1 protein-coding gene and 1 pseudogene are annotated in these 1323 nt (G+C 46.9%); both read left to right on the forward strand.

What is annotated here, in order from left to right:
- A partial coding sequence (hisC, locus tag ACTHUM_RS14320) for a histidinol-phosphate transaminase (protein WP_440403203.1) occupies nucleotides 1-1061 on the forward strand: 1061 nt, incomplete at its 5' end.
- A gap of 19 nt (nucleotides 1062-1080) precedes the next feature.
- Nucleotides 1081-1323: pseudogene (locus ACTHUM_RS14325) on the forward strand (imidazoleglycerol-phosphate dehydratase HisB); the annotation flags it as partial.

Raw genomic sequence — 1323 nt, forward strand, 5'->3', positions numbered from 1 at the left:
GTGATGATATTAAAGTAATGACAGCCTATCAGGTTGCTGATTTGCCGGAAGGTTTTATTAAGTTGGACGCCATGGAGTGTCCGCATCATCCTTTCGCCGGGTATGAATCTTTATTATCGGAATGGGCGGACTTGGCAAAGCAGGCGCCGATTCATTTGTATCCCCATGCTGCCAAGAGCGGTATTTATGAAGAATTGAGGGAGGTTTTCGGTATTCCCGATAAAGCGGAAATCGCATTGGGTAACGGCTCCGATGAGCTTATCCAATTTTTGACTATGCTGGTTGCCAAACCAAATGCGCGTGTATTGGGTATTGAGCCAAGTTTCGTTATGTATCGTCATAATGCCGCGCTTTATGGCATGGAATATGTCGGCGTTCCCTTAAATCCAGATTTTTCTTTAAATCTCCCTGCCGTTTTGACCGCTATCGAGCAACATCAGCCGTCATTAATTTTTATTGCCTATCCCAATAATCCTACCGGCGTGTGCTTTAAGCGAGAAGAAGTAGAGGCGGTCATTCGTGCGGATACCGGCATTGTGGTTGTCGATGAGGCATATGGTGCGTTTCATCATGACAGTTTCCTTCCGTGGGCGGGCGAAGTCGAAAACCTGGTCGTAATGCGCACCATCAGTAAAATCGGCTTTGCCGGCTTACGGATGGGGTATGCGGCGGCAAGCCCAAGCATTATGGGTGAACTGGCCAAAATCCTTCCGCCTTACAATATGAATCAATTAAGCTTGGCGGCGGCGAAATTCTCATTGAAGCATCATCCAATCATTCAGCAAAACATTGATACATTAAAAAACGAGCGTTCGCGCGTGATGAATGAATTGTTGAAATTAAACCGTTTGGAAGTTTTTCCGAGCGAAGCCAACTTTATTACCGTTCGCGTACCTGATGCGAACGAGCTGTTTGAAACATTGAAGCAAAACCGCATACTGATTAAAAAACTGCATGGCAGCCATCCGCTTTTGGATCAGTGTGTCCGCATAACCATAGGCTCGGCAGCGCAAAATGATGCCGTCTTGGCCGTTATTAGAAACCTTTACCCCAATCTTTGATTTCAAGGAAACTACCATTATGAACAAAGCTCAACTGCATTTGACCAATTTTCTGTTACTGGTTGAAGAAGCCGGCTCATTGACCAAACTCGCACGCGCATGCGGTTATGAAAACTCCGCCTCTTTGTCTCAGCTCAAACGCCGTTTGGAACAACAAGCAGGCGATGAGTCTGCACGCGGCATTCGTCCGAGCCTGGCTGCGAAGTTGGAATCCGGTATGCACAAACGCAAAGGCTGGCTGAACCGTGATCACAGCAAAGAC

It is taken from the genome of Neisseria sp. P0021.S006 (genome assembly GCF_051956895.1).